The sequence below is a fragment of the Coleofasciculus chthonoplastes PCC 7420 genome (assembly GCF_000155555.1).
Taxonomy (GTDB): domain Bacteria; phylum Cyanobacteriota; class Cyanobacteriia; order Cyanobacteriales; family Coleofasciculaceae; genus Coleofasciculus; species Coleofasciculus chthonoplastes_A.
In genome coordinates this window covers 106,376-130,636 of sequence record NZ_DS989864.1, presented here as the reverse complement: position 1 = coordinate 130,636, position 24,261 = coordinate 106,376, and the positions used below count along the sequence as shown (strand labels likewise).

At 44.5% G+C, this 24,261-nt stretch carries 19 protein-coding genes and 1 pseudogene; 15 read left to right on the top strand and 5 right to left on the bottom strand.

Annotated elements, in window-relative coordinates; translation table 11 throughout:
- Positions 1-571: 571 nt before the first annotated feature.
- A complete protein-coding gene (locus MC7420_RS27005) occupies positions 572-907 on the top strand; it encodes a DUF6883 domain-containing protein (protein ID WP_044209966.1) in 336 nt (111 codons plus the stop codon).
- Between the two features lie 10 nt (positions 908-917).
- On the top strand, positions 918-1,157 hold the full coding sequence (locus MC7420_RS27000; protein WP_006104363.1) for a DUF4926 domain-containing protein: 240 nt from the start codon (positions 918-920) through the stop codon (positions 1,155-1,157).
- Between the two features lie 359 nt (positions 1,158-1,516).
- Here the strand turns inward: MC7420_RS27000 and MC7420_RS26995 are convergent, their stop codons facing one another.
- Complete coding sequence (locus MC7420_RS26995) at positions 1,517-1,900, bottom strand: hypothetical protein (protein WP_006104366.1); 384 nt, start codon at positions 1,898-1,900, stop codon at positions 1,517-1,519.
- 36 nt (positions 1,901-1,936) lie between these two features.
- On the opposite strand from MC7420_RS26995, the gene MC7420_RS26990 reads away from it, so the two are divergent.
- A complete protein-coding gene (locus MC7420_RS26990) occupies positions 1,937-2,764 on the top strand; it encodes an EI24 domain-containing protein (RefSeq protein ID WP_044209962.1) in 828 nt (275 codons plus the stop codon).
- Positions 2,765-2,829: 65 nt separating this feature from the next.
- Here the strand turns inward: MC7420_RS26990 and MC7420_RS26985 are convergent, their stop codons facing one another.
- The 3 genes from MC7420_RS26985 to MC7420_RS26975 all read right to left on the bottom strand — a co-directional run bounded on the left by MC7420_RS26985 (position 2,830) and on the right by MC7420_RS26975 (position 4,512).
- Positions 2,830-3,204: a PIN domain-containing protein gene (locus tag MC7420_RS26985; protein WP_006104361.1), complete on the bottom strand. Its 375-nt coding sequence runs from the start codon at positions 3,202-3,204 to the stop codon at positions 2,830-2,832.
- Complete coding sequence (locus MC7420_RS26980; protein ID WP_044209961.1) at positions 3,191-3,412, bottom strand: DUF2281 domain-containing protein; 222 nt, start codon at positions 3,410-3,412, stop codon at positions 3,191-3,193. The genes MC7420_RS26985 and MC7420_RS26980 overlap by 14 nt, the downstream gene beginning before the upstream one ends.
- Positions 3,413-3,627: 215 nt before the next feature.
- Positions 3,628-4,512 carry a sulfotransferase family protein gene (locus MC7420_RS26975; RefSeq protein ID WP_006104430.1) on the bottom strand — a complete coding sequence of 295 codons (885 nt, stop codon included), beginning with the start codon at positions 4,510-4,512 and terminating at the stop codon, positions 3,628-3,630.
- 167 nt (positions 4,513-4,679) lie between these two features.
- Between MC7420_RS26975 and MC7420_RS26970 the strand changes: the two genes are divergently transcribed.
- The 3 genes and pseudogenes from MC7420_RS26970 (at position 4,680) to MC7420_RS26955 (ending at position 9,320) form a co-directional block, all read left to right on the top strand.
- A complete protein-coding gene (locus MC7420_RS26970; protein ID WP_044209959.1) occupies positions 4,680-5,717 on the top strand; it encodes an NADP(H)-dependent aldo-keto reductase in 1,038 nt (345 codons plus the stop codon).
- Between the two features lie 195 nt (positions 5,718-5,912).
- Positions 5,913-7,673 (top strand): annotated as a pseudogene (gene ovoA / locus MC7420_RS26960) (5-histidylcysteine sulfoxide synthase).
- Positions 7,674-7,760: 87 nt separating this feature from the next.
- Positions 7,761-9,320: a hypothetical protein gene (locus tag MC7420_RS26955; protein ID WP_006104522.1), complete on the top strand. Its 1,560-nt coding sequence runs from the start codon at positions 7,761-7,763 to the stop codon at positions 9,318-9,320.
- Positions 9,321-9,535: 215 nt separating this feature from the next.
- Here MC7420_RS26955 and MC7420_RS26950 read toward each other — a convergent pair whose 3' ends face one another.
- Positions 9,536-10,162, bottom strand: a complete 627-nt coding sequence (locus MC7420_RS26950) for a class I SAM-dependent DNA methyltransferase (RefSeq protein ID WP_006104392.1) — start codon at positions 10,160-10,162, stop codon at positions 9,536-9,538.
- Positions 10,163-10,352: 190 nt separating this feature from the next.
- Here MC7420_RS26950 and MC7420_RS26945 point away from each other — a divergent pair, with 190 nt between their 5' ends.
- From MC7420_RS26945 to MC7420_RS26910, 9 genes are all read left to right on the top strand, one after another.
- A complete protein-coding gene (locus MC7420_RS26945; protein ID WP_006104503.1) occupies positions 10,353-11,711 on the top strand; it encodes a hypothetical protein in 1,359 nt (452 codons plus the stop codon).
- A gap of 41 nt (positions 11,712-11,752) precedes the next feature.
- Positions 11,753-12,430, top strand: a complete 678-nt coding sequence (locus MC7420_RS26940) for an urease accessory protein UreF (RefSeq protein WP_006104350.1) — start codon at positions 11,753-11,755, stop codon at positions 12,428-12,430.
- Positions 12,431-12,734: 304 nt separating this feature from the next.
- Positions 12,735-12,980 (top strand): hypothetical protein, encoded by a 246-nt coding sequence (locus MC7420_RS26935; protein WP_006104453.1) that lies wholly within the window; start codon positions 12,735-12,737, stop codon positions 12,978-12,980.
- 2 nt (positions 12,981-12,982) lie between these two features.
- On the top strand, positions 12,983-13,144 hold the full coding sequence (locus MC7420_RS40535) for a hypothetical protein (RefSeq protein WP_157453348.1): 162 nt from the start codon (positions 12,983-12,985) through the stop codon (positions 13,142-13,144).
- A 1,125-nt stretch (positions 13,145-14,269) separates the two neighbouring features.
- Positions 14,270-15,682 (top strand): response regulator, encoded by a 1,413-nt coding sequence (locus tag MC7420_RS26930; RefSeq protein WP_006104346.1) that lies wholly within the window; start codon positions 14,270-14,272, stop codon positions 15,680-15,682.
- 739 nt (positions 15,683-16,421) lie between these two features.
- A complete protein-coding gene (locus tag MC7420_RS26925; RefSeq protein ID WP_006104378.1) occupies positions 16,422-17,702 on the top strand; it encodes a response regulator in 1,281 nt (426 codons plus the stop codon).
- Positions 17,703-17,770: 68 nt separating this feature from the next.
- Positions 17,771-18,136: a response regulator transcription factor gene (locus MC7420_RS26920; protein ID WP_044209958.1), complete on the top strand. Its 366-nt coding sequence runs from the start codon at positions 17,771-17,773 to the stop codon at positions 18,134-18,136.
- Between the two features lie 114 nt (positions 18,137-18,250).
- On the top strand, positions 18,251-18,787 hold the full coding sequence (locus tag MC7420_RS26915) for a chemotaxis protein CheW (RefSeq protein WP_006104459.1): 537 nt from the start codon (positions 18,251-18,253) through the stop codon (positions 18,785-18,787).
- A 214-nt stretch (positions 18,788-19,001) separates the two neighbouring features.
- The gene (locus MC7420_RS26910; protein ID WP_006104395.1) at positions 19,002-23,981 is read left to right on the top strand and encodes a GAF domain-containing protein; all 4,980 of its coding nucleotides are present in this window, start codon (positions 19,002-19,004) and stop codon (positions 23,979-23,981) included.
- The last annotated feature ends 280 nt before the right edge of the window (positions 23,982-24,261 follow it).

Here is a 24,261-nt window from a genome sequence, read left to right as displayed (position 1 = left end):
TTTTTCAGCTACATTTTTGGTTTGATGACGGCTAAATCAGAGGAAGACAAAAGGACAAAAGATAAGTCGCTCTTGTAGGGTGAGGAGAGCGAAGCGTAACCGATGCAAATTGACTTGGTGAATTTTTATTCTCATCCTAACTCGTTATTGGTGGGTTACGGCGGACATCAAATTAAAGGGTAACCATTGAAATGGCATAACCGCCTAACCCACCCTACTAGCGTGGTACACCTGATTTGGTCGATTAGCCTTGGTTCGTAGTGAGGGCTTCAGCCCTCTCCAGATAGGCGTTAGAGAACTAAAGTTCTCACGACAAACAAAGTCCTATTTTTAGTTGGGTCACGCCACTACCTGTTTGAGAAAGAGGGCGGATGAGGAAGACAAAAGGACGAAAGATAAGGCAGAATGAACAGATAAGGTAAATTCTCCTCTCTCAAATCATCCAACATTAAACTATGTGGGCAGACGGTCAACTCTTACACAATGGACTACATCGCATCAAGTCAACCTTGGGACGAGGTGCGTTCGACTGGACTAATATCCCAATCGTTAAATTTGAGTGTTTCAGAACATGAAGTTACCCAATGGATACAGAGCCAAACTGGGAGATAAACTGGAGAGGTATTCACTGAATATGCAGCATCCGAAGGGTAAAGACAAAGCTAACCTATTTAGAAATAGATTAGGGATTACGCTAGAAAACAAAGAGTTATTAGAAACGGCTCTATTAGAATCTGCTGTCAATAATGAGGCAACCCTTCACAAAACGGATGAGTATGGAACCCAGTATGACGTAAAATTTTTGATGACGACGGACGTGGGAAGCTCTTTGGTACTTGGATGTTGGATCATTCGCACAGGTGAAGAGTTTCCAAGACTAACAAATACCTATCCTGTAGATCAGTGAGGATACAACCATGAATTTTAAAGAATATGATGTTGTGGCATTAACCGAAGAAATTCAGGCACTCCATAAAGAAACTCAACAGCCAATCCGACTAATACCTGGGCAAGTCGGCACTATTCTGATGGATTTTGAGGGTCGAGCCTATCTTGTTGATTTTGCTGATGCTCACGGCAAAACCTATGCTATGGAAACCATCCCCGGTGAAAGGCTGATGCTCCTTATCTATGAACCCCTTCTAGCTGTTGCCTAACATTGAAATGAACCTAATTAGGTGGACACAATTAAAGTTAACGGTTGAGATTAGGGAACTGGGAACTGGGAACTGGGAACGGTAAGGCTTTGAGGGCTATTTACAAAACTTAATACAGTGCCGTTTTCTTTTGTCTGACTACTTAATACCTGGTTAATATTTACTCAAGCTTGGTTGTTGGTGGGTTACGGCGGATATTAAATTAAAGGGTAACAATTGAGATGGTATAACCGCCTAACCCACCCTACTTACTGGTGATTGTTTTTGAGGAGTTTAGGTTGGGTTAGTTAGTGTTCGTGTGGCGTTTCCAACGGTAGTGTAATGTATTCTATCGTCAAACGTTAGACATCGGCAAGTTATTACACCGATGCAAACTCAGCAAATACTTGCTCAATCACCTTTTGCGCCTTAGTATCCAGAGAATGCCAATCTACTTCACCGTCTTCATCAATTAGGCTGGTATCAATGTCAACCTCTTGGCTTTCTATTTCCGCATGAACTGGGGCGTACTCGCGAAAACAGACTTGAAAGCATAACTCCCACAAGTTAATACAGACAGAATGATCGGGTTTTTCTAAACATACCTCATGACCCGGTATCGGCGTCTGTACATCCTTATACGTGGCTTTCCAGGTGGTTTTCTCAAGCTGTTGGCGAATATGATCAACGATACGGATTAACGCGGGTTGCATTAATAGTCCCGCTTGTTCCCACGCCTGAGTTGTTTTAAATTTGGGTTTCATTCTAAATGTCGAGAGGGAGGAATTCAGCAAATAACAATGTTAAGACTACTGAGTGGATTTGGATTCGTGACGGGAGCAACTTACCCGTTACGCGTGTTGGCAGTTTTCCGGCGCACACCCCGTCTGTGGGGATATATGATTACTCCGATTCTGGTGAATGTGTTCATCGGTATTGCTTTGTATGCCGGATTACTGCTGTTGGGTTGGCAACAGGTTGACCGGATTACGCTTAGTTTATCGCAATGGTTGAATAATGCGATCGCGAGTCTTCCCCCTTGGCTGAGTTTCCTAGGCGTCTTGGCGACGGGGATTAATTGGGTGCTGGATGTCGTCTTGGTGATTGGCTTACTGCTGATTACGGGATTTTTGCTCGTCCAATTTGGCGTCTTACTGGGTGCGCCGTGGTATGGTCAACTCTCGGAACAGTTAGAAGAAATCCGCACGGGTCAAATTCATACGGTAGAGGTGGGATTTATCCAGGATATTTGGCGGGCGATTTTATTTGAGTTGAAGAAGCTGGTACTAGGAATCGGCGTGGGCATTTTCTTATTAATGCTAAATATTCTACCCGGAATTGGCACTTTAGCCGCCGCAATTGGTGGGATTATCCTCACCGCAACAGTAACTTGTCTGGACTTTATCGACGCGCCCTTAGAACGTCGCCGTTTACGATTTCGCTATAAGTTAGGAATTGTGTTTAAAAGTTTACCTGCCAGTGCGGGGTTTAGTTTAGTCTGTATGGTGTTGATTACGGTGCCATTAGTGAATCTTTTTACCATTCCTCTATGTGTCGCCTCTGGGACATTGTTTTTTTGCGATCGCGTGTTACCTAAGTTACCGCAATCTTTGAGGTTCGAGCATTAGTCTAAATCTCAATTATGACTGGGCTGCGTTTACGATATCTAGTTATAATGAGGCATCATGTCTGCTTAGGGTCTAAGTTCTTTCATCCTATTTGCCAACTGAGAATCCAGAGTTAGAAGTTCTAGATTTTCCTCCAGAGCCATGGCTGCGATGATAGCATCTGGTAATTTCAGAGTATACTGGCGACGGATAGTAATGGTGGTATTTTCAATTGCTGGAGTCATGGGTAGGTATTGCATGGCGTTGAGTAGATTTTTAATCTCAGCGATTTCAAACTCGGTGATGCGGGAATAACTCAAGAGTTCAATACGGGTGATAAAGTTGTAAGCACATTCACTCACCTTAATAGAATGTTTCGTAAGGTAGTTAACGACTTGCTCATTTCCTTTGAGCAAGCCAATTACAAAATTGGTGTCAAGTAAAAATTTACTCCCACTCACGGCGTAGTACCTCCTGAATTTCGACGGGATCTTCGTTGAAATTGGGGGAGTCTCTCAAAATGCCCAAGTAGTTAGAAAGCAATAGTGATGTATGGTATGGGCGCGACTGAACTTTTAGGCGCAAAAACTCAGCAAAAGCCAACACCATATTGGCTTGGTCTTCGGGCAAAGCTTTGACAAGTTGGTAAACAGCTTCCGCAGTGGTCATTGGCAGGTGAGTTGTGTCGGGTGTTGCTTAAATCAAGTTATGACTTCAGTGTAACGAAAAATCAGTCGTTTCTAGTCTTTAATTTCGATTCAGTGACTCGAATTCACATCCCTATAGTTTTTTGCGATCGCGTGTTACCCAAGTTACCTCAGTCTCTGGCAACGCCCTAGTCGGATTAAACTATAAATTTAAACGGAGCCGACTTTTGCTATAAGTCAATTACTGCTCAACAAATGGGCTTTGTCAACCTTGAATTTATCCTTTATATAGCCGAGTATTTCCAATTCCCGACCTGCAATTTCATGAAACTGCTTTACTTCCGATTCCGTTAACTCTTTTTTCCAGCGCCCTTGACTCAACTGATCAATGGATTTGGATAGTTTGCGAAACTCTTGGCGAGTATCTTGAGTGATTGTGTTCTGGGAATAGTATTGAGGCTCGATCTGTCTAGCATCATACTCTTCCCCAATAAAATTCATGATTTGCCTAACTACCTGTTCCGGGTTATTGGTTAAGTCTTCATACTTAACGTCAAATATATTGTCATTCTCTCCCTGGTTTAGTCTCGCGTTTACACATTTTTTCCAGTAGGACGCATAGCGGACAATACTTTTTCCTTGGGGAACATTTTGGTGATGACGTGCTGAACAATAGCCGTCTCGACCATCACGGAACATATTGATAAACTTGGCGTTGGGAAAGTGCTTTAATAAAAACTTTAGCCTCAAAACATGCTGGGGAGTTTTTTCAATAAAACGCTGACCTCCTGTTTGTTGAGTGATCTGTTGAGTGAATTTATCGTAAAATTGCACAATATCTGGGGACTGCTCAATTAAATATGCTATGTCTGTAGGGGTAAATCCTTCATAAGTAAATCCATAAATATCTCGGTACATAAACAAGCCAGTTTCATACCCAAAACTACTCAAATTAGGATGAGCGCCTAAGATTAATTTCATCAGGGTTGTGCCACTGCGAGGCGCACCAAACACGAAAATATGGGGTTCGTGAGAAATTGTCTTCGGTAGGCGCATAAAAATATTTTTAGGAATGGCTTGGGGATGTTTTAAAAAAGAGCGAATGGCTGTAATAAGAGGCATGGAGTTAACCTTTGAGTATTTTTATTTGACCTGATAATAATAAAATATTACTCGATGATAATTAAGATTTAACCTAGACTCAAAAAAAATTAATAATTCCTTGATTTGAATAGCATCTTAATATTTTGTATTAATATAGAAGGATGACAATTATTTAATAATCAGGTATGGAGTACAAACAACTGGGAGAAAGCGACCTACGGGTTTCAGAAATCTGCTTGGGAACCATGACCTATGGTCAGCAGAACACTATAGACGATGCGAGAGAGCAACTGGACTACGCGATTTCCCAAGGGGTGAATTTTATTGACACCGCAGAAATGTATCCTGTACCGGGACGGGCGGAAACTCAGGGGAAGACGGAAGAGTATATTGGCGAGTGGTTAGTTAAGCAACAGCGCGATCAGCTCATTGTGGCGACTAAAATTGCGGGTCCCACATCTCGGATGAGTTGGATTCGGGGCGAAAACCACCGGATTGACCGTCCGAATATCGAGCAGGCACTAGAAGACAGTCTTAAGCGCCTGCGTACTGACTATATTGACCTCTATCAAATCCATTGGCCCGATCGCTATGTTCCCTTATTTGGCGCACCTGATTATGATCCCAAGCATGAACGGGACACCGTACCCATTGCTGAACAACTGGAGGTATTCGCTGATTTCATCAAAGCTGGGAAAATTCGCTATTTGGGGTTGAGTAATGAAACCCCTTGGGGCGTATGTGAGTTTTCCCATGTTGCCAAGCATCTAGGATTACCCAAAGTGGTATCGATTCAAAATGCCTACAGCTTGGTTAACCGCATCTTTGATATTCACCTGGCGGAAGCCTGTCGATTTAATCAGGTTGGGTTACTCGCCTATAGTCCCTTAGCCTTTGGCTTGCTGACGGGTAAATATCTCAACGGTATCCCAGAAAAGTCACGGCTAGCCCTATTTCAAGGATTTGGGGGGCGGTATGAGAAATTCAATCTAACCGAAGCGGTGAAGGAGTATGTGAACATTGCCCATAAGCACAACCTGACACCCGCCCAGTTAGCTTTAGCATTTGTGCGATCGCGTTGGTTTGTCACCAGTACGATTATCGGTGCAACCACGATGGAACAACTCAAGGAAAATCTGAGTGCGGCTGAGGTGACATTGGATCAGGATATCTTGGCAGAAATTAATGCCGTTCACGCCCGCTATCCAAATCCTACACCTTAAGGAGAATAGGACTGAAATTTTGGTTGGTGGGCATTGCCCACCCTACGGTATATCTACACCTTAAAAGGTAGAGACGCGCCACGGCGCGTCGGGGAGATGGGGGAATTTTCTGGTGCTTACCTGGCAATTCTGCCTAAAATCACTAGCAGATATGATAGTATTTGAACATTCTAAATTGTATAAGGGAGTAATGCATTGACAATTGTTCAAGTAACCCAGGAGAATCTTGGTTCCCAGGACGAGCGTGAAGATCGTCTGGAAATTAATTACCTTAATAATAATTTAAACCTGCCGACCAATAGTATAGATGGACAAGATATTATTAGCGGATTAACCCAAACGCCTAAATCTTTACCGCCGCGATACTTCTATGATGACCGGGGTTCGCAGTTATTTGAGAAAATCTGTGAGTTACCAGAATATTAACCCACTCGCACAGAAACCTGGATTCTCCGCCAGTATGCTGGTGAAATAGCCCAGAAGACGGGAGCGTGCGAACTTGTGGAACTCGGGAGTGGGAGTTCAACTAAAACTCGCCAGTTGCTTGATGCGTATCAAGCCCTAGGAAATGGGTTGGGATATGTACCGATTGATGTCAGTGGCGGAATTTTGACAGAAAGTGCCTGTCAGTTACTACAAGATTATCCAACCTTGCACATTCAGGGATTAGTGGGTACTTATGAACAAGCCCTTACCCAACTTAAGCCAACATCTTTGCCATCTCGGATGATTTTCTTCTTGGGAAGTACATTAGGAAATTTGACACCACAGGAATGCGATCGCTTTTTCTGCCAAATTCTTGAGGCTTTGGATGTGGGGGAGTATTTCTTACTGGGAGTCGATTTACAAAAGCCCAAACAGGTATTGGAAGCGGCTTACAATGATGCTCAGGGAGTAACCGCCCAATTCAATCTGAATATGTTGGATCATCTGAACTACCGCTTTGCGGCTAACTTCGACAATGTATGGCGGTATCGAGATAAAGCCAAAGCCGAAGTTACAGACTTTATCCACAATACACCACTAAATTTCCCCATTAACCAAAATCATCCCCTCTGGGCGCTGATCATGGGAATGGAACACAACCGGATTCATTTTGAAACCTCCTCCATGTTGATTCGACAACTGCCCATCGAAAGGCTAAAACGTCCGGACTCTTGGCAGTATGCCACATTTCATGGTAAGATTTGCGCCAATAAAATGATTCAGATTCCAGGTGGGGTCGTTAAACTGGGCAAACCCAAAGATGCTCCGACTTATGGCTGGGATAGCGAATATGGCAGTCGAAACGTGGAGGTGAAACCCTTTTTAGCCAGTCAGTATCTGATTACCAACGGAGAATTCCTCAAGTTTGTCGAAGAGGATGGCTACGACAATCGGGAATTTTGGGATGAAGAATCCTGGAGTTGGAAGAGTGACTATAACATCAAACATCCTAAGTTCTGGATACCGAGTAATGGAAGCTACAACTATCGAGCCATGTTTGATGAAATTGACTTACCCCTTGATTGGCCCGTAGAAGTTAATCACGATGAAGCCATGGCTTACTGTCGCTGGACGGGTAAGGGAGTTCGCTTAATGAGTGAAGCTGAGTGGACTATGGCGGCGGCTAACTGTGAGGACGATCAGGATTTCAATCTTCATATTAAGTTTAATTCCCCTACTTCAGTGGGTAGTGTAGAAACAGCTAAAAGTCCTTCTGGACTCTATGATATTCGAGGTAATGTTTGGGAGTGGCTGAGTGATGATTTCAAACCTCTACCAGGATTCAAACCCCATCCCCTTTATGAAGATTATTCGGCTCCCTTTTTTGATACTCAGCATAAAATAATGCGAGGCGGGTCTTGGGCAAGTACAGGAACCTACGCCTCGACTTCCTGTCGGAATTGGTTCCGCCGCAATTTTTATCAACATGCAGGGTTTCGGATTGCTCAAAACTTAGAAGAGGAAAAATAGATGAGATGAACAATTGTAAAGAATAAATCAACCGTTTCAGCCCATTATAAATTAAGTCAAACTATCAAAGATTAACCGGAGACTGTGATGACCTTAACATCCGACAAAGCGCCAACAATTGGACTGGTAGAAGTTCCCACCCTGGGACTGTACGATCCCAATGGCAAGAATTGGACTCCGATGTTCAAACGCAACCCTCTACTCAGCAAACAAGTTCTACTGGCTCACCTGCAAGCCGGGGGATTTGATGCTCAAATGGTGCATCTCAAAGATGGAGATTACGAAGAAGAATTTGGTCATGTGACTTGGAAGGGAGCGACACTAAGAAAGGTGTATTCGGGCAAAAGAATTTGGGATGTCGATCCAAAGGCTTACGAAGCCTGGGGTGTTACCGCTAACTTTATGCAGGAGCAGCAGATCGCCTGTATGGTAATTAAACACCTGGCAAAGGGAGGAAAGCCCATTGTTGTCGGGGGTTCTGATGCGATCGCGACACCTGAACCCTATTTCCAAGCTGGTGCAACAGTCATTGTGTTAGACAAATCTGGTGGTGCGAATTGGGCGATTTTCGATCATGTCCTGGGTAAACCACCTCGTGAGCCACTCAATGGGGTTCTCTTTGCCGATGGGACGAAATATGCGAAGCGAAATCCAGCCTTGAATCCCCAAGATTGGCCCTTACCCTCCTTAGAAGTTGCTAGGCAATGTTTCGGTACAGAGTATTCTGGAGAGCGTTTTCTCGAAGACTTACTGCCTATCGGCTCGATTTTCTCAGATATTGGTTGCGATCGCACCTGTGATTTTTGTCAGACACCCACCTACGGTACAGGTTATCGCCGGATGACACCCCAAAGGGCGCTGGAGTGGCTGGCAATCCAGAAAGAAGCGGGAGCCAAGTCAACGGTGATGGTTGCTGATCAATTCCTGGGGCGTATTCTTTTTCCTGGTGGACGAGACGAAATCCTGGAAATTACCCGAGGAGCCAGGGAGATCGGGATGCCCTTATTATGGCCCAATGGTTTGGAACTCAGGAAAGCAACCCTTGGTCGTGGACGCAACTACGATCATAGTGACCTAACTCCCGATGAAGAGTTAGTGGAAGCACTCTGGGGTTGGGATGGCAAAGTGGGTAGCTTTCTCGCCTATGTTCCGGCTGAACGCCCTGTTGTTGGCAAACAGCCTTATGCCAAAATTCTGCCTTGGCAACAGCATGCTAATATGCTGCGGTCTATTGTCAGAGCCGGTTTACCTGTGTTGATCTATGGTGTGATTGTGGGATTAGCCCAAGACTCTCACGAGGAATTGTCATATCTTGAGGACTCCATATTAGACCTTCGTCAAGATTTAAAATCGATTAATCCCGATCTGGAATTTCAGGTGGCTTCTTATTCTATCTCTCCCATACCAGGAACCCCCCAATGGAACTATTTAACCAAGTCTGGTTTGCTCCGCATTCAAGATCCTTCGGTTGTCGGAGAGTTTTGGACAGCGAGTTGTGATACTCATCACCTCAGCTACGAGGAAGTTTCCGATTGGCAAGTGCGTCTGGCTGAGATTGGCAAAGATGACTCCAAGTTACTCAACTATCATGGGGGACTCACTATGGTATCAAAAGGGAATCCTCAAGAAACGTTAGTACAATCTTAGACATCAAAGATAACGCGGTTTTGAACGTCAAGGAGTTACAGTTAATTCCTCACGAACCTTTTAAGGAGGAGGATTTACGTAATGCCATCGATCTGATCGCACCTATTCCTCCTTGTCCTTACTAATACTAAGTTGCAGTAAGCATGTAGAATCTAGTTCTACTTGAGAGGGAGAGGGGGGATAAGTTACCTGTTTGAATGCAACTTAGTATAAGACTAGCTAACCTGATATACCCAAACTCGATAATAGCCATCAGGTTTAGCTGTGGATAGAGGTGAAAACTTTTCACTAATTTCTACTAACGTCCACTTACCAGACTCTTCTAATGCCGTCAATTTTTGTTTGAAATCGCTGTTCTCATAAAAATCAAGACGCAAGGTAAAAATAATGTATCCTCCAGGCTTGGCAATCCGGAGTAGCTCGTCAAAAGAACAGCTTGGTGCATGTCCATAGGTAAACACACCAACGCTGACAATAGCATCAAAGGAGTCAGAGGGAAAGCCTAGGGGTTCACCCATAACTTTTTGGTAGAGCGCCGTGTAGACATTCTTTTTTTCCGCCTGCTCTAACATTTCGGCAGAAATATCTATCCCCTCTAGATTAGAGTAACCCTTCTGGTATAGAATCTTTCCAACCAAACCTGTACCAGCACCAGCGTCCAAAATCTTGGCATCTTTGGACACAAACTGAGATAATACTGCTAGGACTTTCTCAGGAGCGATGTAGCGACAATCATCGACCAGTTCTTGCTCGTAGTCTTTTGCCCATTTATTATAATAGTCAGTCAATTCTTGACAAGTTTGAGAACCATATATCTCTTTTTGTCTATTTTCTAAGTTCATTGTCAACAACTATAATTTTTTGCAAAATATAGCAAATCTCCTTTATCGTAATACAAAATCTGTCTTTTTACCCCCTAAGCTATAATCAAATTTGTTCTGCTTCTGCTTTCCTATCCCTTGTAGACACGGCAATGCCCACCCGTGTCAACTTAAGCTCAATCCCTTAACCCAATCAACTGAACGACTGAACATGAAAAGAGAAACCATAAAAGTACATCAATTAACCATTCATGACCATCATCTGGATATTATCTATAGTGCAGATGATTTTAAATTTGCAACTAAAGTTTTTTATCATGATCTGTCTTTCAACATATTGACCCGCAAATATTCTCAACCATTAATCGCTCGAATCGCCGCTTATATTGCCTTGTTTGAAGGAATGAAGCTGTGTTCACTATTTCCCAACTATTATGATATTAGTCTTATCGCTAAAAATTTAGACAAACCCGTTTTAGACTTATTTACCACGATATATCAAGGAGTCTTTGGTCAACATTGGTATGAAAACAATATAACCGACTACCCAGGTCCAGAAATTATCTATCCCGGACTTAGTTTAGCCAACAGTCAACCCATCCCTATATCGGGTAACAACTCTACCGTACTTACTGGCTGTGGTGGTGGAAAGGATAGTATTGTCGCTCTAAAATTACTACAAGAAGCCGATATTCCCTTTGCCTCAATGCAATACTCTCACACTGTTTATGGCAAAGCCGATATTCAACATCATTTAATATCGGGAGTTTTAGAACATGTCACCCCGATTAAAAAGCATAAAATTTCTATCTATGATGACTTTCTTGACTATCCCTTGCTTGAGCTATATTTCCCCGACACTTCAGGAATTACCGTTCCCGAAACTCCTGTGTCTATCTTTGAGGCTCTCCCGCTAATGCTGAATCACGGATATAACGACTTGGCATTAGCCCATGAAAAAAGTGCCAATACGGGTAACTTATTCTGGGATAAACTCGGCAAAGAAGTCAACCATCAATGGGGGAAAGGCTACGAAGCCGAGAAAGAGTTGAATCAATTTATTCAAGCCAATCTCTTATCTAACTTCACCTATTTTAGTATCTTACAGCCGATATATGACTTCCGCATCTTCAAGAATCTGACCAAATATCCGGAGGTGCTGCCCAAAATACATTCTTGCAATATCCAAAAGCCTTGGTGCAAAAAATGTCCTAAGTGTGCTTATGTGTGGCTAGGTTTAATGGCGGCATTCGAGCCAGCCTCTGTCGATGCCGTATTTGGCTCAAATCTATTTGATGATGATGATTTACTCCCCATTTTTCGAGAAATGGTTGGACTTGGCGAACATACACCTTTTGAATGTATTGGGGAAATCGATGAAAGTCGATTAGCGATGAAAAAGTGTTTAGAGAAAGGCTTGTCTGGCAAAGCCATAGAGATGTTCAAAACTGACGTTTTAGTCGATCATTCAATTAATTGGCAGCAGATTGAACAAAAGTATGACAATGTATATGACACAGAACATGCTATTCCCGATTGGATTTTTAGTAAAATTAGGGGACACCTTTAGAAGCGCTAAAGTTAGTGCCGTTCCCTTTGAATTCATGACAAATGACCAATGATCATCTATTGCATTTGTTGCAACTCGCGAGTCCCACTTTACCCGTTGGTGCCTATAGCTATTCAGAAGGATTAGAAATTCTGGTAGAAAAGGGGATAATTGATAACTCACAACGATTGAAAGCCTGGATTGACCAAGAATTGAGGTATGGAGCGATTCGTTTAGAAGCCGCTATGATGGTACGAGCGTATCAGAGTCTCCAGGCTGACGATTTAGAGGCGTTGCCGTATTGGAATGCTTGGGCGAGTGCGGCGAAGGAAACCTCAGAGTTGCGATCGCAAAGTTGGCAAATGGGCAATTCCCTGATCCGTTTACTCGTGGAGTTAGAACCGGAACTTCAGTCTGTGGCGGGGGTAGTGGGAACCCCCTGCAATTATGCGATCGCCTTTGGTATTGCAGCCGCGTACTGGCAAATTAACCTCATGGATGCTTTATTGGGCTATTTACACAGTTGGGCATCCAATCTAATTAATACAGGTGTCAAATTGATTCCCCTGGGTCAAACCGCCGGACAACAACTGCTGCTGGAGCTTGCCCCTCAGCTATCGGGTGCTAGCCAAGACATTTTAGCCCTAGAAGATGATGAACAGTTACACAGTTGCACTTGGGGATTAGCGCTCTCTAGCATGGCTCATGAAACTCAATATACGCGATTGTTTCGCAGTTGACCATAGTAGGGGCACGGCATTGCCCATTGGTATCAACTTAAGCGCTAAAAGCAATATTGGCAAGCATTTCACCCTCATCCCCTAACCCCTTCTCCCATCAAGGGAGAAGGGGTATAAAGAAGCTTCTGGCATAACATCTCGAACCCCTCTCCCCGGCGTGGGAGAGGGGCTGGGGGTGAGGGGTTGAGCTTAAGTTGACACGGGTGGGCATTGCCGTGCCCCTAAGACGTTATTCTGTGTCGTAGTGAGTTGTCTATCGGATAGTTATATGCTACCTTAAAAGTTTTTCAATTTTGAGGAAGCTATGACCCAACGAACCCAGATCAATCTTCGCATAGACAACGAATTACTCCAAGCGCTACGCGAAAAATGTGCCGCTGAAGGCTGCACGCAGACGGAGTTTATTACCAATGCGATCAAATCGTCATTAGGTATCCCGATTACCCAAGCCAATCTGATTGAGATCGATGAACGAATTGCCGCCCACATTCAACCCATTCGAGAAGAGTTAGATCAGTTGAGGGCAGCGTTGGGGGAATTCGCAGCCTGAGGGTGAACAATGGAACTCTCAGGCAACAGGTTCCAGCAGTATCTAACTTGGAGGCAATTCGCGATCGCATTCTCGGCAACTTGAATATTGGTAGAAATGCAGTCGCCTACAAAGCTGCCCAGAAAGTCCTCGATGAGTTTATTGGCGAATTGTACAGAAAATAAGTGATCACCCAAAGCGACAACGGCTATAGTTCCTTTGTTCATGGTTCATCAACCTTGAACAATCAACGATGAACCATTTAGCTTTCTTGGTGCTTTGCGAGTCTCTTGTCTCTTGCGTCTGGTAAAATCCCACGTTTTTTAGCGTGGGATACATTTTCTTTATCCCTGCTCAGATTATATCATTTAACTATACGCTTTGATATATTTTTAGCCAGAGTCTCATAATCAAAAATACTTAATATCTAGGGAGAAAGATTAATTCTGTCAAAGAAATTACGCAAAGATTTGATAAAAACCCTCCCTGCACCTAAGCCATTTAGCTTAGGTTGATTCCCCTATTTTCCTGGATGTTTTGGCGCTGAAATGCCTATGGTATAAGGTTAATAGTTTGTCTTCATGCTAAAGAACTACAGGCAGCAAACTTACGCCATTATGCTGAGGTAATTGGGGGCAAGATCAGCCGAAAATAGGAGAAGCTGATGATTTAAACAAGAAAAGCTGAACAAAGCTTTACAAAAAATTGATAATCCCTTTACCGAATGGCTAGTAAAATCCCTTACCATAAAGATAGAGTAAGTTTAAATCGGTTGTGAAATGGCAATCCTTGCTGGGCAAGCTTTTCAGTCTCATCTACTTTCACAAATGATTGAGACTGGTGATAGTGAGTGTAAGCAACTCTCTCTAAACGTCTACGTAGAATTACGTAGGGTATAACGTAACCAGAACTGTCCTATAGCAGTGCATCTCCACAACACCTAAGCAAAGGGCTGACTCACGTCTGTCGGCGACAGCAAAGACTTATTTAATCCGGGTGATTTACCAAATTCTCTAATACTAATGGCAGAAGCTTGATGCAAATGCCAACGGGAGCATGTCAGAGCAAGCCCAAAATATTCCAGCTAACGATGGCGTTGAGTTATGCTGTTCGCGGTCAAAACCTAAGCTTTGATCATGCAGAGTGTAACGGAGTTCAGCGAAGCATCTGGCGAGATTCTTCACTCCGCTATTGCTCCGTTCTCCAATGACAAAGTGCAGTCTGCTCCTATATCTTTCCCGACTCGGCTAGTTGCTTTCATAATCCCTAATCATTTTCATACTGTATTCCCAGAAGTTCAAGCTAAAATTATGACCAATCAATTCGAGCGAGCAATTGGATACTCCAAAAACTGGACTGAATTTATTAGCACTGGTGGATTTCCCTTCACCCCTTGTTCAATTGTCAATCCTGAGAATCTGGCGACCCAACTTTTCTCCTGCGCCAGTGAAAAATTTACAGGTTGCTTAGATATTAAACCCCCTCAACACCAACACTGGAGTTTATATTTTTGCCAAGGTTTAATCTGTGGTGGAAGTGGGGTACATCCACATCGGAGTTGGTTACGCCAGCTTTATCGCTACTGTCCCCAATTGGTTAAGGATACGACTGTCAATCATTCAAATCAGATCCCTAGTGACAATTACGATGGCTTAGCGGAATTAGTAAGGCGGGGAAAAATAGGTCAAGAGCAAATGACAGAAGTTGTCGAAAGCTATATTCTAGAAATTTTTTTTGATCTGATTCAACACCTTGAACAGATGTCTCATCCCTCAAACTGGCAACTCAGTTATAGTCAAATTCCTCAAGACCAGATGGATTCAGCTTTAGTAACCATAGAGGTTGATGAAATGTGGAGGCAAGCGGTAAAACTTTGGCGAAGTTGGCAAAGCGCAGATTTAACAGACATTTCTCCAAACTTAGCGCCCACGGTATTAAAACCGCAGGAATTACAACAACAGTTTTCCCAGATGCTCTATGGTAACCTCAGTGGTTTAGGAGGTATTAATCAGACATTTAAAGCGTTGCAAGAGGAAACCTCTCAATTCACATCTGATAACCTGATTGCTTCGATGGATGGCAATCAAACATTACGGGATTTAGCCGTTCATTTGAATCGAAATCTTTTACTCCTGACTCAGCCCATCGTACCCTATATTCGTCAAGGTTTAGTTGAACTGAGTCCGGTTGAGGACATGAGTCTCATGATTGCATCACCGATAAAGCTGGAACATTCATCCGCCGAAACCCCAGCAACTCCAATAGAGTCTAAACCGGCGAATCCCTTAGTTGCCTGTATCGAGGATAGCTCATTTGATCTGCTACTAATGAATCATATTCTCACTCAAGCAGGCTATCAATTTATCAATATTGAGGATCAGGAAAAAGCATTATCGATATTGATAGAACACAAACCCGACCTGATTTTCTTAGATTTAGTTATGCCCATTGCTAATGGGTATGAAATCTGCTCCCAAATTCGTCGGGTTTCCTTTTTCAAATCCACCCCAGTGATTATTGTGACGGGTAAGGATGGGATTATTGACCGGACACGGGCAAAAATTGTCGGTGCGTCAGATTTTATCACCAAACCCATTAATAAAGATAAAATGCTCCAAGCGTTACACACTTATCTCCCCAAGCCCCAGGTTAACCAGTTTCAGGATACATCAATGTTTGGAGATTGGTACGTTCAACCGCCGATGCAATACTCTCCAATGTAAATGCCAACTTATCTCAGGGCGCATCTACGGTAAGGAGGTAGACTCAATAAAAGCTAACGGTGGAGAGCGTCATTTGTCATAGGTATAGCACTACGCACACACGTTAGGACATAAGTTTATCCCAAAAGGCAACAGGCAATAGGCAACACCTCGGCTTACCTCGACTTCGCTCGGTAACACGCTCGGTGTGTCATAGGCAATAGGCAACAGGAAAAATGTCCTAACCTGCCTTGGTAAGGCTATACAGCAGTTTTTGGCTCGATGTAATACAGTTCAAAAAGAGTAGAAAAGGGCTTTTTTATGGCTGCTGTATTACACCGTGTTATATCAAGTGCTGTTGAATACTCACACTTGGGTGGAGACAAAGCAGATGGCAGAAATGTATTACTGGTACGGAATCATTTCAGCCGTTATATCTGTCCTAAGCTTTACGGCAAAAACTATTCACTAAAAAATAGGTGTATCCTTATCTATTTTTCATTTATTGTAGAAAAGTTATGCAATTTATATTAAACCTTTAATTACTGGATATTGACATAATCACCTTTTGATGAGCTACAATTAAATCGGCTATATCTGTAGTTTATTATGGAATATATTTTGCCAATAAAAAATAGATAAAATCATATTTTCCACAAAAAATTAAAGTTTTTTAAAGTTCAGCAACAAAAAAACAGTCATATTTATATCTAGATGACTGACTATACTAGCCGATTTAGCGAGACAAAGAAAATCAAAAATGCTTGCTCCTTTATCTGTTCGATCAACTCATTGGACTATAACAAAACATGATGTCGTTTTTACCACAGAAGAACTGCTAAAACGCATTCAAAATTGTGCGAGTCAACAATTTACAGGTCAGTTAGATTTCAACATAACCAATCCCCAACAACAGCAGTGGCAGCTATTCTTTAGTGTCGGCAGTTTAATTGGTTGCCACAGTAAGGTACATCCTGTGCGTCGTTGGTTTCGTCAGCTATCATTGCACTGTCCTTCGGTGGCTGTTAATGCTGTGACGCAAGAAGGAGAGCCGATTCAATATCAAGATTATGAGTCATTAGCCACACAAGCGAAACAAGGACAAATCCCCCTGGGACAAATGGCAGCACTTGTTCAAGGTCATACCAGCGAAGTCCTTTTTGATATTATCCAAGCAGGGGAACAACAAAACTATCATTCTGGAATGTATCTAAGCTACCGAATCATTCCTCAAGATTCCATCGATTTAGGGTGGGTTGTGGTAAGAGCGGAGCGCGTTTGGCAGCAAGTTTTTCAGGATTGGCAAGCTTGGCAAAAAGCGGGTTTAGCTGACATTTCACCGAATCTTGCCCCCAAAATTTTACAGGCAGATCAGTTGCGCCAGCAAACATCACCCTCTGCTTATCGCAATCTAACAGCGTTTGCGGACGGGAAACAAACGCTTCGGGATTTAGCGGTTAAGTTAAAACAAAGTCCTCTGCCCCTAACTCACTCGATTGCCCCTTATATTCAGAAAAATTTAATTGGATTAATTGAAGTTGAGGACTTGAAGCGTTCTATTTTACCTCGTAAAGTTGTTGAGGATAAATCTAATGAAAATGGCAAACTTACATCACGAAAGTCTTCTCGCCCGTCATCCTCCTCTAAATCAGCAAATGCGGTAATTGCTTACATTGATGATAGTCGGATTGACACTCAAATGATGGGTTATATTTTAGAGGAAGCGGGTTACAAGTTTGTCTCAATTCAGGATTCAGTGCAAGCCCTAGTTAAGCTTCTAGAAAACAAGCCGGATCTGATTTTCCTGGATTTGGTGATGCCTGTCGCTAATGGTTATGAAATTTGTTCTCAAATTCGCCGTGTTTCGATTTTTCAGGATATTCCCGTGATTATTCTGACCGGAAACGATGGCATTGTAGACCGGGTGCGTGCCAAGATGGTCGGGGCTTCTGGGTTTTTGCCAAAGCCGATTACTCAACAAAAAGTGCTGAGTACTTTGCAGAAGTATTTACCGATCAAATCTGTACCGATGAGTAATTAAATAGTGTTCAGTATTTATGACTGAACCAAAAACTGCAAAGGTTGTGTATCGCAAACATTGGATTAACTATGACAACTGTTCTTTTAGTGGAAGATAGTGTAACAGAAACCCAGGTGCTGACTCGTTATTTAAGACAAGCCGGATTTAACGTAGTGAGTGTAACAAGTGGAGAGGAAGCCCATATAAAACTTCAAGCTAAAAAACCTGATTTAGTGATTCTTGATGTTATTTTACCGGGTCAAAGTGGTTTTGAACTTTGCCGCGAGATTAAAACAAACATCGACACCAAGAAAATTCCTGTGGTGATGTGTTCAACAAAAGGCACGGATGCTGATAAGTTATGGGGTTCAATGCTGGGTGCTGATGCCTATATTTCTAAACCAGTCGATCAACAGGAATTAATGAAAATCATTAATAAATTTACACTGGTTTAGCTGTTCCCTGTGACACACCGAGCGTGTTACCGAGCGAAGTCGAGGTAAGCCGATGTGTTCCCTGTGACACACCGAGCGAAGCCGAGGTGTTCCCTGTTCCCTGTTCCCTAAAAAATGACAAATTCACTTGACTCAATCCTCTTAACCACGAGTCTTGATTCACTCAACCTTAAACCTTCACCCCCAGAAACACAGCGGCGGTTACTTCGCTTTCCTATGAGTCACCAAGATAGTGCCCTATTGCCCTTGGAACAAATTGGGGAAGTGCTACGGGTAAATGTAAGAGACATTCTGCCTGTTCCGCAAATGCCCGGTTGTGTTTTAGGGATCTGCAACTGGCGTGGCGATATGCTTTGGCTGGTTGATCTGAGCCAGTTGCTGGGCTATTTATCATTAGACCAACAAGAGCAATTGGCTGATGTTTTGGTGGTGTTAGTGGTGCAGGTAAATGAGCAATCGATCGGACTGGTTGTTTCCCAAGTTAATGACATCGAATACCACAATTTGCAACATTTGCAGCCTGCTGTTCCGGGTGTATTTCCACCTAAACTGTTGCCGTTTATTCTGGGTTCTCTTCCTGAAGATCAGGGCATCGTTTTGAATATTAATGCCATTAGCCATTATCCCCTTTGGCAAAGGCATCGTGAGTGAAAAATGAAGAAGATGAGGGAGATAGGGGAGATGAGGGCGGGTTTTGCACAAACGTTACCATCAATAGCGATAAAAAAGTTTCTAAACCCGCCCCTACAAACCATGTCCGACTAAGGAATAAAGGGTCAAAACTCTACTTTCTCTATCTTCCTCACTTTCCCCATTTTTTCCGATCGCAGATCGCGGACATATTAGGACTAGACACATCGAAATTATGCAAGAACTCGAACAATCGAAGCAAGTACTCAACCCTGATGCGGAGAACGATTCCGCTCATACAATCAGTAATGGCGATCGCGTGACAGATGAGTCTCAGCCTGAGATGGGTGTCAATATCGAAACCTATTTTCAGGAACAACGGAAGTGGCTGTTAGCGGTTGCTCAACGGATGCGTCGTGCGTCCACGATTGAAACCGTTGATACGCTGCTAGAAACCACTGTGGCTGAAGTGCGGGAGCATTTCCAGGTTGATCGGGTTCTGATTTATCAATTTAAGACGGAAACCGAGGGCGTGGTTCGTGCCGAATCCCTGGTTGCGGGGTATACTCCTTGTTTGGGTGAATCCTTACCCGCCTTAACCTTTGGCGCAAACAGTCAAATCGAGTATCAGCAGCAACAGGTGGTGACGCTGAGTCATCTGTATCAAGGTGTAACCAGTCCCTATCAACTGCAACTGCTGAAACGGTTTCAAGTTAAAGCCAGCTTGAGTTTACCGATTCTGTTTAGTAAACAAACCTGGGGGTTATTGATTGTTCAGCAATGTTCCGGAACCCGCACCTTCCAAGACTCCGAAATCAACTTGCTGTATCAGGTGACAACGGAACTGGCTCTCAACCTGCAACCGGGGGAACTGTTTAGTCAACTTCGCAGCCAAAATAAAAATACCAAAGTTGTCGGTCAAGTCGCGGCGAAAATTCTCAAGAACATCTTGCGATCGCTCAATATTTCCCAAGTCTTTAGTAATGCTACACGGGAAATCCGTCAGCAACTCAACTGCGATCGCGTGGCGGTGTATCGGTTTAATCCAGATTGGAGTGGGGAATTTATCGCCGAATCCGTTGCTCCTGGCTGGGTTCCCTTAGTTAGTCCGGATATCCAAACAGTTTGGGAGGATACATATCTCCAAGAAACCCGAGGTGGGCGTTATCGCTACGAAGAAACCAATGGTGTGAATGACATTTACGCCGCTGGGTTAACCGACTGTCACATCGATCTGTTGGAACAATTTGAGGCAAAAGCGTATGCGATCGCGCCGATTTTTGAGGGCGAACAACTCTGGGGATTACTCGCCGCCTTCCAAAACTCAGGTCCGCGTCAATGGGACGCTTCAGAACTGAATATACTGGCATTAGTCGGGCGTCAGTTTGGTGTCGCCCTCCAGCAAGCCGAATATTTGAACAGTTTACAAGCGCGAACTGGACAATTAGCAAAAGCAGCGGAACGGGAACGCACCATCGCCCGGGTGATTGACAAAATTCGTCAAACTACAGACTTAGAGACGATTTTCCAAACCACCACCAAAGAAGTGCGTAAACTGCTCAATATTGAGCGCGTCACCATTTATAAATTCCGCGACGATTACTTCGGTGATTTTGTCAGTGAATCCCAAAGCGGAGGATTTCCTCCAGTCGTGGGGAGTGGTTGGGAAGATCCCTATCTCAATGAATATCGAGGCGGACGGTTTCTCGATAATGAAGCCTTGGTGGTCGATGATATTTATACCGCCAATCTCACCGATTGTCACGTCGAGGCTTTAGAATACTATGAAGTCAAATCCTGCGCCGTTGTCTCGATTTTCCAAGGGCAGAAACTATGGGGATTACTCAGTGCCTTTCAAAACACAGGAACACGCCATTGGGAAGAGGGCGAAGTCCAATTACTCAAACAAATTGCTAGTCAGTTAGGTTTAGCGATACAACAAGCCGAATATGTGGAGCAGATTCAGCTTCAATCCGAGCAACAGGCGAAAGAAACCCAGCGAGAGCGGGCGTTAGCCAAAGTCGTGGATAAAATCCGTCAACCCTTTGAGATTAACAAGGTGTTTGAAACCACCACTCAGGAAGTGCGGCGACTCTTGAATGCGGAACGGGTGACGATTTATAAGTTCCGGGAGGACTATTTCGGCGACTTTATCTGTGAATCCGAGTCGGGCGGATTTCCTAAATTAGTCGGGAGTGGCTGGGAAGATCCCTATCTCAACGAACACCACGGGGGATGCTTCCGGGACAATGAACCGTTTGTGGTAGACGATGTTCACGATGGTACGCTGACGGATTGTCATGTTGAGGCGTTAGACTACTATGGCGTCAAATCCTGCGCGGTGGTGTCTATCTTCCAAGAAGACAAGCTGTGGGGATTACTCAGTGCCTTTCAAAACACGGGGACACGCCACTGGGAAGAGAGTGAAGTGCGCTTGCTCAAACAAGTGGCGTCTCAACTGGGTGTGGCGCTGCAACAGGCAGATTATTTGCAGCAATTACAAACCCAATCCCAGCAACTGCTGAAAACCGCCGACTTGGAACGAGTCACGGCTCAAATTATCAGCAAAATTAGTCAATCTCAAGACTTGGATCAGATTTTCCAGACGGCTTGTGGGGAACTACAAACCTTTTTGGGGGCTGATCGCGTGGGGATTTATCGCTTTGATCCCGAATCGGGGTTTGATCAGGGAGAAATGGTGTCTGAACGGGTCGTCGCTGGTTTCCCCTCTTCGATGTCGATCAAAGTTGATGACCATTGCTTTGGCGAAAAACATGCGGAAAATTATCGCAAGGGACGGGTTTGGGCAGTTGCCGATATCCATCACGCCAATTTAGCGCCCTGTTATATTGATACCCTCTCCAAATTCCAAGTGCGCGGGAATTTGGTCGCCCCTGTTATGCAGGGGATCGAATTGTGGGGATTACTCTGTATTCACCAGTGCAGTGGTCCACGCAAGTGGAGAAACCAAGAAGTGGAATTTGTCAAGCAGGTCGCCTATCAATTGTCCATCGCCCTGAAACAATCCCAATACCTGCACCAGTTACAAGACCAATCCACGCAACTCGCGACGATTGCCCAAACTCAGGAAACGGTATCCAGTGTTCTGACTAAGTTGAGCTATGGCGAGGATATTGCCACCATCTACAATACATCCACTCGTGAACTGCGGAAACTACTCAAGTGCGATCGCACGGCGGTGTACCAGTTTGAGCCGGATTGGAGTGGCGTGTTTGTGGCGGAGTCAGTGGCGACGGGATGGACGCCGTTAGTGGGTCCGGATATCCGCACTGTTTGGGAAGATACCTATTTACAAGAAACTCAAGGGGGTCGTTATCGCGATCGGGAAAGCTTTGCTGTGGATGATATCCATACTATCGGTCACTCCGATTGTCACGTTGAAATTTTAGAACAGTTTGAGGTCAAAGCTTACGCTCTCGCCCCGATTTTCGTCGCTGATGAGTTATGGGGTATCCTCTGTGCGTATCAAAATAGTGGATCTCGCCATTGGACAAGTACCGAAATCACTGCATTAACCCAACTCGGTCAAGGGGTAGGAACGGCATTACAACGCCTCTACTACCTGGAACAGGTGCAACAGCAGTCGGATCAATTCGCCCAGTTAGCGAAACGGGAAAGTAACTTTATCAACCTGCTGTATAAAACCGGACAACGGATTGCTGAACGCTTACAGAAAGGAACGTTGAACCCAGAGGTTCTGTTGCAGGCGACAAGTCAGGAACTGCGACTGCTGCTGAATGTGGATCGGGTGGCGGTGTATCGCTTTAATTCCGATTGGAGTGGGGAATTTGTGCTTGAAGATGTGGGGGGTTCCTACGTCAAGGTTGTCGGTACCCAACTGGCAAAGGTGAGTGATCCGGTGTTGCAACAAAGTGAGGGTAGTGTTTATCGCCAAAATCAGACTACGGCGGTGAACGACATTAGCCAAGCCACGGAGTTGACGTTTAACCGGGAGATTTTGCAGCAGTGGGGGACTAAAGCGTACATCATCACCCCCCTATTCCAAGGGGAACAACTGTGGGGATTGCTGGGGGTGTATCAAAACAGTGAACCCCGCACCTGGGAAGAGGGCGAGGTTAAACTCTTGGCGCAGATGGCAACTCAGTTAGGGATTGCTCTCCAGCAAGCGCAATCTTTGGAACAAGTTCAGGAACAGTCCCAGCAATTGATGGCGGCGGCGCAACGGGAGAAAGCGGCGAAGGAAGAATTACAACAGGGGGTAATTCAACTGCTAATGGCAGTACGTCCGGCGTTACAAGGGGATCTGACGGTGCGAGCGCCGATTACCGAAGATGAAGTGGGAACGGTGGCGGATGCCTATAATAATACCCTGCAAAGTTTGCGGGGGATTGTGAAACAGGTACAGGATTCCTCGCGCCAAGTGGCACAAACCTCTCAAGCCAGTGAAACCGCGATCGCGGGATTGGCGCAGCAAGCCCAACGCCAGTTCCAGGCGCTGGAAAACACCTTGGGACAGATTCAGACGATGGTGAATTCCACTGAAGCAGTGGGGGCTAGCGCTCAACAGGTGGAAGAAGCGGTGCAACAGGCGAACAAAACGGTTCAAGCTGGGGATGAGGCGATGAACCGCACGGTGGATGGGATTATGGATATCCGGGAAACTGTGGCGGAAACCAGTAAGCGGCTGAAGCGTTTGAGTGAATCGACGCAGAAGGTGTCGCGAGTGGTGAATTTGATTAGTAACTTTACGACTCAAACCCAGTTGTTGGCGTTAAATGCGTCAATTGAAGCTACCCGCGCGGGTGAGTATGGACGAGGGTTCGTCGTGGTTGCGGATGAAGTCCGTTCTCTGGCGCGTCAATCGGCGGAAGCGACGACGGAGATTGCCCAATTGGTGCAGGAAATCCAGATGGGTACGGCTGAGGTGTCATCGGTTATGGAAACGGGGATTCAGCAGGTTGCATCGGGTACAAACCAAGTGAATGAAGCGCGGGAGTATTTGTATGCGATCGTGGAAGCTACGAGTCAGATTAGTCAGGTGGTAGCGGGAATTACTCAAGCGACTCAAGTTCAGAGTCAGGAGTTACAGTCGGTTACCCGAACCATGACTCAGGTGGCGACGATTGCTAATCAAACGGCGGAAAATTCGATGGAGATGTCTTCATCGTTCCAAGGTTTGTTGACGATGGCGCAAAATCTGCAAATGAGTGCGGATCAGTTCAAGGTTGAATAGTCCTTGGTCAGTTATCAGTTATCAGTTGTCATTGATGCTGTAGGGGCGGGTTTGACGATTATCGTTTTTTCTCTCACTCAGATGTGAGTAAACCCGCCTCTAAACCCAACCATTTAGCCCATTTCTTTTTGTCACAGATAGGGTCAAAAATAGGAGTTTGTCTCTGGGGGACCAGCCCCCCAGACCCCCCGATGGGGGACGAGCGCCTCCCCCATACCCCCCGCGCAACGCTTCGCTTGACTATATCTGATCGGGTGGTCTTCATTTGTAAATAATGTAA